The sequence below is a fragment of the Arthrobacter sp. HY1533 genome (assembly GCF_027568515.1).
Taxonomy (GTDB): Bacteria; Actinomycetota; Actinomycetes; order Actinomycetales; family Micrococcaceae; genus Specibacter.
On record NZ_JANKZF010000002.1, the window covers coordinates 48,414 to 55,664 of the forward strand.

Here is a 7,251-nt window from a genome sequence, read left to right on the forward strand (position 1 = left end):
CGGCCACCCAACTTTTTCTCGGATCGGCCCCCGGCACTGCTGCCGGGGGCCGATCTGCGCTTAAGTCCTGCGCAGGAGCCTGGCCACGGAACGCACCGACAGTTCTGGCATGTACGCCTCGCCCACGGCAGCCGCAATGGCCGGCAGGGCCAGCGGGTCCCGGTACATGAGGTACAGCGTGCGGTGGCGGGGCTTGAACCGCGACTTGAACTGGGCCAGCGAGGCAAAGCCGTAAACAGGTTCCAGTGTGCGCGCCAGCAGCGCCAGGATGCGGTCCAGTCCGCCGTCGGCCCCGCCGCTGCCGGACAGCGGCGAACCTGACAGGGAAATGGTCTCCACCGTCTGCGCAAAATGCCGCACGGCCTTGGCAATGAGGTATTCCATGACGCCGTTGAAGGCCGCGGAATCGCGGCGCATGAAGTCCAGCGTCCAGCCCACCACGGCACCTTGAGAGTGCACGGGCAGCCAGCTGGTCACCGCATGGACCTTCCCGGCGGCGTCGATGGCCAGCCCCAGCAGCACGCTGCCGTCCTTGAGCTCCTCCAGCCCGCCCAGCGTGAAGCCGAGCTCCGGCAATGCCTGCCCGGAGACCCAGTCCTCGGAAATCTCGTGGACCTGCGTGCGCTGGCTGGAACTGAGCTCGCTGTAATGGCACCACAGCACCTCAACGCCCAGCTTCTCGGCCTTGTTCAGCGCCGTGCGGATGTTCTGCCAGGCCTTGCCCTTGAAATCCATGGTCTGCACATCCAGCAGCGTTTCGGAGGCAACCTCGATGCGCCGGTGGCCGTGCCGTTCAAGGGCCTCGGCCGGCCCCTCGTTGACGGAGTAGAAGCACGGCGTGAGGGACTCCTCCAGGCAGAAGTCCAAGAAGCCATCCACGGCTTCCTGGCACAGGGACTGGTCCCCGATGGGCCCGCCCACCGTGACCGCCACGCCGTTGTGCGGCTGGTAGGCCACCCCCGCGGTTCCCTCGGCGTTGAACCAGTACTGGTTGCGGGGCCACAGGGCCATCCATGACAACGAGTCGCCGCCTTCGCGCACGAGCCTCCGGGCCTGGCCGGCCGCGTCGGGACCGCTGTGCTGGCGCCGGCTCAGGAACACCGCGAGAATGGCAACTGCGCTGGCCAGCCACAGCAGCGTGCCGCCGAAGCTGAAAAGCAGTTCGGAGAACAGGCCCCTGGGGTACACGCTGGAGGAATAGTTGAAGGCAATGGGCAGCGGCAGCAGGATCCGTGGAATCCCGGCCAGCAGCGAGACCCAGCCCAGCGTGCTGGCCTGCAAGTTGCCCTCGGCGAGCCAGGCGGCCGTGTACAGGCCAAGGAAGGCCAGCAGGATCAGCGGCAGGATCACCAGCAGGCGGCGGCGCAGGGCCGGGTCGGGGTCCACCCGGAAGTGCCGCCGGTTCAGCAGCAGGAGCACGGCAATGGCCAGGGGCACCAGCACCACGGGCAGCAGGTCCACCACCGACTCGTTGATGGTCAGGCTGTGGTGCCCCTTGCGCAGCGACAACCCAACCCCTGCGAACACCTGGAAGTACAGGGCCGAGACCACCCCGATCACCAGCAGCAGGTACACGGTGGCCCACAGGGCCAGGCGGTTGCCCCGGCGCAGGCCCTCGGCGCAAACAAGCTGCAGGACCATGGGCATCAGGGCCAGCAGGTGCCAGCCGGAGCCCAGGTTGTGCAGCACGGCATGGCAGGCGGCCGCGGCGGCATCACAGCTGTCCAGGCCGTGTGCCACTGCCTCATCCTGGCCGGTGATCCAGCCACGGAGCACGGCCAGCGGACCCACCGCCACATGCGCTGCGGCCGCGGCAAAGGGGCCCACGGCAAACACTGCCACCACCACGGCCAGGTTGGTGCGCACCTCGCGGCTCGTGGAGCGGCCCACCACGCCCTGCCCCACGGCGGGGATGGCCAGGCGCCCCAGCACCAGCCCCGACACTGCCCCCAGCAAGATGAAAACATACTGCGCATGGCCCACATACATGCTGAACATGAGGGCGGCAGCGAGCACCAGGACACGGATGCGCCGGCGCCACAACAGGCTGATGGCCTGGCTCGCGGCCATCAGGGCACCCACCGAGGCCGCCGCTGGGCCCAGCAGCATGGCCGGGCCCAGCCCGCTTGGCCGATCGAGCTCCAGGGCGCTGGCCAGCGGCAGCAGCCAGGTGAAGAGCAGGGCCGCTGCCACCTGGACGGTGATGAACACCGCGGCCGTGCGCACCGTGCCGACAGTGGATTCCGCCAGGCCCAGCACCACCCCCAGCACCACCAGGCCCAGCAGCATGGTTCCGGCACCGGAATTCAGCAGGGGCGAGGTGAACATGGTCCACCACAGGCCCCCGCCCAGGTCGGCGGGCTGGTAACCCCACGCCCCGGCCACCGCGGCAGGAATGCGTCCCAGCCCGGTCCCGGACAGTGCATGGACAACGAGCGTGGCGGCCATCAGGGCGGTCGTCATGGGCCTGCGGCGCACCCAGCGCGCAACAGCTGCCACCACGCGCCTGGCGGACGCTGCGCGGCGCCCGGGGGCCACGGCCGGTGCAGTGCCCTCTGGCTCCGTCATGACAGCCCCAGCCGCGGGAACACGAAACGGAAGCCCTGCGGCAGTGCCTCGCTGGCCACGGCCCAGGTGTGGCCGCCCGGGAACGAGGCGCCGCCCGTGGTCATGCCGGCGGCGTCAGCGGCGGCCCGAAGAGTCTTCACATTGGCAGAATACGTTGCATCCTGGGCACCCGCGGCAAACCAGCCGTGGGTTTGCGGATATTTGTGTTCCGCGAGCCAGGTCAGGGGAAGCTGCGCGTCAAACGCCGCGGCGTCACCACCGAAGGCGCGGTCCACTGTCACGCTGCGCTGCACGGCCAGCGCCGGTTCACGCTCGGGTGAAATGGCCATAAAGGTGTGAAACAGCTCGGGGTGCCGTGTGGCCATCTGCAGCGAGCAGGTGCCGCCGTAGGAAAAACCGCCCACAGCCCAGTGCGCGGGGTTGCTGTCCGCGTCCAGGTGGGCCTTGATCCAGGCCGGGACGTCGACTGCCATGTAGGTGTCCGCCCGCCCCAGTGCGGAGTCCATGCACATGGTGTTGGCGTTGTCACTGCCGTTGGGGTCGGGAATGACCACCAGGGGCGCCAAGCCCCTGTGTGCGGCGGCAAAGGCGTCGAGCTGGTGCACCAGGCTCGTGGATCTCAGCCACGATTCAGGCGATCCGGGCTGCCCGGCCACGAGGACCAGCACCGGCAGGATGGGTCGCTTGGCGGCGGCGTAGGCCGGGGGCAGGTACACCACGGCATTGCGGGCCGCCAGGCCAGACTCGGTGCCCGGGATAGGGACGGAGAGCACCCTCCCCTCGGCCGGGAGTCCGGGCGAGGCCTGCCACCTCGCAGCCACTGACGTGCCCATGAACAGGGGCGCACCGGCGTGCTGCAGCGCAGGAGGGGGTTCCTCGATGGCCTGTGGGTGCCGGCCCAGCAGCGCCCCCACCGTGGGGGTGTCCCCGTACATGACGTTCAGCGCCGTGGCGGCAGTGAGAAAAATGACGGCGGTTGAGAGCACCGCCAGAAGCCGCCGGCGCAGGGTTGGCGCGGGCGAGGGGGCAGGCCACGGTGCGGCGGGGACGGTGGCAGCAGCCCGGCGGCGGGTTCCCCGGCGGCGCACCCCGGCCAGCGCCGTCGTGCCGCCCAAGGCCACAGCCCACAGAACCAGGGCCACAACGGCAACAACCCGCAAGGGCAGGTCCTCGGACCAGAGGAAGAAGACGTGGATGGCGGCCCAGCAGGCAATCCACGCCAGCAGGAAGGCGGCAGCTGCGGAGGCTGCCGCGAACAGCAGCCAACGCCCGGACCGCCTGGCCAGCAGGAAGCCAAGCGCAGCGGCGCCCAGCAGGGAAATGGCAACGGGCAGCGGACCGCTGAGCAGATCCAACTCCAGGATCCAGTTCAAGCGTCCGCCGCCCGTGGCAGCTTGCCCCTGCCGCAGGGGCGGAGGGTTGGTGCAAAAGTTCCGGCAGGGAGGGCACCCAAGGTCAGTGCCAAGTCCCCGCACCGGTGTGCGGCCCGGCCTCAAGCCACGAGGAAAGGCCCGCATAGGCGCCGAACTTCATGGCCAGGAGAATCTCACGGTTCTCATAGGAGAGCACCACGATCACCGTCCCGGGCGGAACCCGCGTCAGCTCCCGTTCGCTGGGCTCCCGCCGGCCCACCAGCACGATCTTGCTCCGTGCCATGGTGCGGGCCGGGAGGGGGCTTAACGAAAGGAGCCGGACCCACTCGAGGCCCGACTCCTTGTAACGGCAAACCCCCATTGCCCAGCGGTTGTCCGCTGTGGAAATGGAGGCATCCACCGTGCCCAGGGCGCGCCGCAACATTGTGCGGCGCACCCCGAACAGGCACAGTGCAAATACTACCAGCCCGAATGCTCCGGCCAGTGCGATGAACGGCGTACCGAGTTCGTTCATCAATTGATTGCTAGCGAATCCCAGCGCCAGACGTTGCGCCGTCCTTCAACTGCGCATTGTCGGCAACGATGACCACCCGGTTGTTGTCAACCGAGAAGAAGCCGCCGTCCACCTCTACAGAGAAGCGTGATTCACCAACAGGAGCGATCTCCAGCAAGCCCGGCGCCAAAACCGCGAGCAGCGGGGAGTGACCGGGCAGGATGCCAATCTCGCCCTCGCTGGTGAACCCCTTGACAAGGGTCGCCGCACCGGACCACACGAAGTGGTCCGCAGCTACGATTTCAACTTCGAGGTCAGCCATGGCTACTTGGTCGATTCCTGGATCTTGGCCCACTGGCGCTCAACATCATCCATGCCGCCGATGTTGAAGAACGCCTGCTCGGCAATGTGGTCCACGTCGCCGTTGCAGATCGCGGAGAAGCCTTCAATGGTGTCCGCAATGGAAACCGTGGAGCCTTCGACGCCGGTGAACTGCTTGGCAGTGTAGGTGTTCTGCGAGAGGAACTGCTGGATGCGGCGGGCACGGGCCACGACGATCTTGTCCTCTTCACCGAGCTCGTCGATGCCGAGGATCGCGATGATGTCCTGCAGTTCCTTGTTCTTCTGCAGGATCTGCTTGACACGCACTGCGGTGTCGTAGTGGGCCTGGCCCACGTACTGCGGGTCAAGGATGCGTGACGTGGAGGTCAGCGGATCGATGGCCGGGTACAGGCCACGTGAAGCGATTTCACGGGAAAGTTCCGTGGTCGCATCCAGGTGGGCGAAGGTCGCGGCCGGGGCCGGGTCCGTGTAGTCATCAGCAGGCACGTAAACGGCCTGCATGGACGTGATGGAGTGACCCTTGGTCGAGGTGATGCGCTCCTGCAGGAGACCCATCTCATCGGCCAGGTTGGGCTGGTAACCCACAGCTGAAGGCATGCGGCCCAGCAGCGTGGAAACCTCGGAACCGGCCTGTGTGAAACGGAAGATGTTGTCGATGAAGAGCAACACGTCCTGGTTCTGCACATCGCGGAAGTACTCGGCCATGGTCAGCGCCGACAGGGCAACGCGCAGACGCGTTCCCGGCGGCTCATCCATCTGGCCGAAGACCAGTGCGGTGTCCTTGAGAACACCTGCCTCTTCCATTTCGACCCAGAGGTCGTTGCCTTCACGGGTACGCTCGCCAACACCGGCGAATACCGAGGTACCACCGAAGTTGCGTGCAACACGGGTGATCATTTCCTGGATCAGAACCGTCTTGCCAACACCGGCGCCGCCGAAGAGGCCAATCTTTCCACCCTTGATGTAGGGGGTCAGAAGGTCAATGGACTTGATGCCCGTCTCGAGCATCTCCGTGGAGCCCTCGAGGGTTGCAAATGCCGGGGGCTTGCGGTGGATGGGCCAGCGCTCGGAAATGTTCAGTTCCGATTCCTTCACATCGAGGGGCTCGCCCAAGACGTTGAAGATGTGGCCCTTGACGCCGTCGCCAACCGGCACGGAAATGGGCCGGCCCAGATCCTGCACGGCGGTGCCGCGGACAAGTCCGTCGGTGGCCTGCAGGGAGATGGCGCGGATCAGGCCGTCTCCGAGGTGCTGGGAGGTTTCGAAGGTGATGGTCTTGGTCTCACCGTTGAGAGTGATCTCGGTGGTGAGTGCATTGTAAATGGCGGGAAGGCCGTCAACCGGGAATTCGACGTCGACAACCGGGCCGATAACGCGCGCAATGCGGCCTGTGGCACCGGCCTTCGCTGCGGTTCCCTGCTCGTTGAGTTGGGCAGTCATCTCTCTCACTTCACTTGTGTAGATGGCATTGAATAAGTATGAATTGGGCTGCTAAGAGGCGTTGAGCGCGTCAGCGCCCGCAACAATCTCGGAGAGCTCCTGCGTAACTTCAGCCTGCCGGGCGTTGTTACGAAGACGCGTGTACTTCTTGATCAAGTCGTTGGCGTTGTCGCCTGCGGACTTCATGGCCCGCTGGCGTGCCGCGAGCTCGGAAGCTGCTGCCTGCAATAGCGCGGAGAAGATGCGTGACTCGATGTACCGCGGCAACAGGGCGTCAAGGACGTCCTCCGGCCGGGGCTCGAACTCGTACAGCGGCAGCAGGTCGGCTGAAGACTCGACTTCTTCTTCAACAACTTCCAGCGGCAGCAGACGAATCACTGTCGGTTCCTGGACGACCATTGACTTGAACTGGGTGTAAACGACGTGGATTTCATCCACGCCACCCTCTTCAAAGTCAGTGGCGAAGTCGGCCAGCAAAGCTTCGCGAAGTTCGCGTGCAGTTTCAAACTCCGGCGCGTCGGTTCCACCGGTCCACACCTTGGCGTAGTCGCGGCCACGGAAGTCGAAGTACGCCTGCGCCTTGCGGCCGACCAGGTAGGTCGTGACGTCTTTTCCTTCTTCGTGCAGCAACTCGATAAGGTGCTCTGCCTGCTTCAAAACGCTGGCAGAGTAGGATCCGGCAAGACCACGGTCGGAAGTCATCACCAATACTGCGGCCCGGCGGATTGACTCCGGCTCGGTTGTCAGCGGGTGGTCGACCTCGGACTGGGACGCAACGGCAGAAACGGCACGGGTGATCGCATTGGAGTACGGCAACGAAGCCGCGACACGCGTGCGTGCCTTTCCAATACGGGACGTAGCGATCAGTTCCATCGCCTTGAAGATCTTTTGCATCGACGTGGTCGAGGCGATCTTCTGGCGGTAGACCCGGATCTGGGCTCCCATGTTTGTCCTTTCCTTATCCTTGTTCGGGTTGTTGGCCCCTACAGGGGGGCCCCACCCGCCGCAGGGGGGTGTGGCGCCGGGTTGGTGTAA

At 65.8% G+C, this 7,251-nt stretch carries 6 protein-coding genes; all 6 read right to left on the minus strand.

The features are described 5' to 3' along the window. Positions 1-60: 60 nt before the first annotated feature. The 6 genes from PCK14_RS03295 to PCK14_RS03320 all read right to left on the minus strand — a co-directional run bounded on the left by PCK14_RS03295 (position 61) and on the right by PCK14_RS03320 (position 7,161). Complete coding sequence (locus PCK14_RS03295; RefSeq protein WP_269937039.1) at positions 61-2,568, minus strand: DUF2156 domain-containing protein; 2,508 nt, start codon at positions 2,566-2,568, stop codon at positions 61-63. Next, positions 2,565-3,941 (minus strand): alpha/beta hydrolase, encoded by a 1,377-nt coding sequence (locus PCK14_RS03300; protein ID WP_269937040.1) that lies wholly within the window; start codon positions 3,939-3,941, stop codon positions 2,565-2,567. The genes PCK14_RS03295 and PCK14_RS03300 overlap by 4 nt, the downstream gene beginning before the upstream one ends. Before the next feature lie 82 nt (positions 3,942-4,023). Further along, on the minus strand, positions 4,024-4,455 hold the full coding sequence (locus PCK14_RS03305) for a DUF2550 domain-containing protein (RefSeq protein WP_269937041.1): 432 nt from the start codon (positions 4,453-4,455) through the stop codon (positions 4,024-4,026). A gap of 10 nt (positions 4,456-4,465) precedes the next feature. Then, complete coding sequence (locus PCK14_RS03310; protein WP_269937042.1) at positions 4,466-4,756, minus strand: F0F1 ATP synthase subunit epsilon; 291 nt, start codon at positions 4,754-4,756, stop codon at positions 4,466-4,468. A gap of 2 nt (positions 4,757-4,758) precedes the next feature. Then, positions 4,759-6,216: a F0F1 ATP synthase subunit beta gene (gene atpD, locus PCK14_RS03315; protein ID WP_269937046.1), complete on the minus strand. Its 1,458-nt coding sequence runs from the start codon at positions 6,214-6,216 to the stop codon at positions 4,759-4,761. 51 nt (positions 6,217-6,267) lie between these two features. Further along, positions 6,268-7,161: a F0F1 ATP synthase subunit gamma gene (locus tag PCK14_RS03320; RefSeq protein WP_269937043.1), complete on the minus strand. Its 894-nt coding sequence runs from the start codon at positions 7,159-7,161 to the stop codon at positions 6,268-6,270. Positions 7,162-7,251: the final 90 nt, after the last annotated feature.

Excerpts from the sequence above, each read along its gene's own strand:
- PCK14_RS03295 (WP_269937039.1), bottom strand. The coding sequence starts at position 2,568 with ATGACGGAGCCAGAGGGCACTGCACCGGCCGTGGCCCCCGGGCGCCGC.
- PCK14_RS03310 (WP_269937042.1), bottom strand. The coding sequence starts at position 4,756 with ATGGCTGACCTCGAAGTTGAAATCGTAGCTGCGGACCACTTCGTGTGG.
- atpD (WP_269937046.1), bottom strand. The coding sequence starts at position 6,216 with ATGACTGCCCAACTCAACGAGCAGGGAACCGCAGCGAAGGCCGGTGCC.
- PCK14_RS03305 (WP_269937041.1), bottom strand. The coding sequence starts at position 4,455 with ATGAACGAACTCGGTACGCCGTTCATCGCACTGGCCGGAGCATTCGGG.
- PCK14_RS03320 (WP_269937043.1), bottom strand. The coding sequence starts at position 7,161 with ATGGGAGCCCAGATCCGGGTCTACCGCCAGAAGATCGCCTCGACCACG.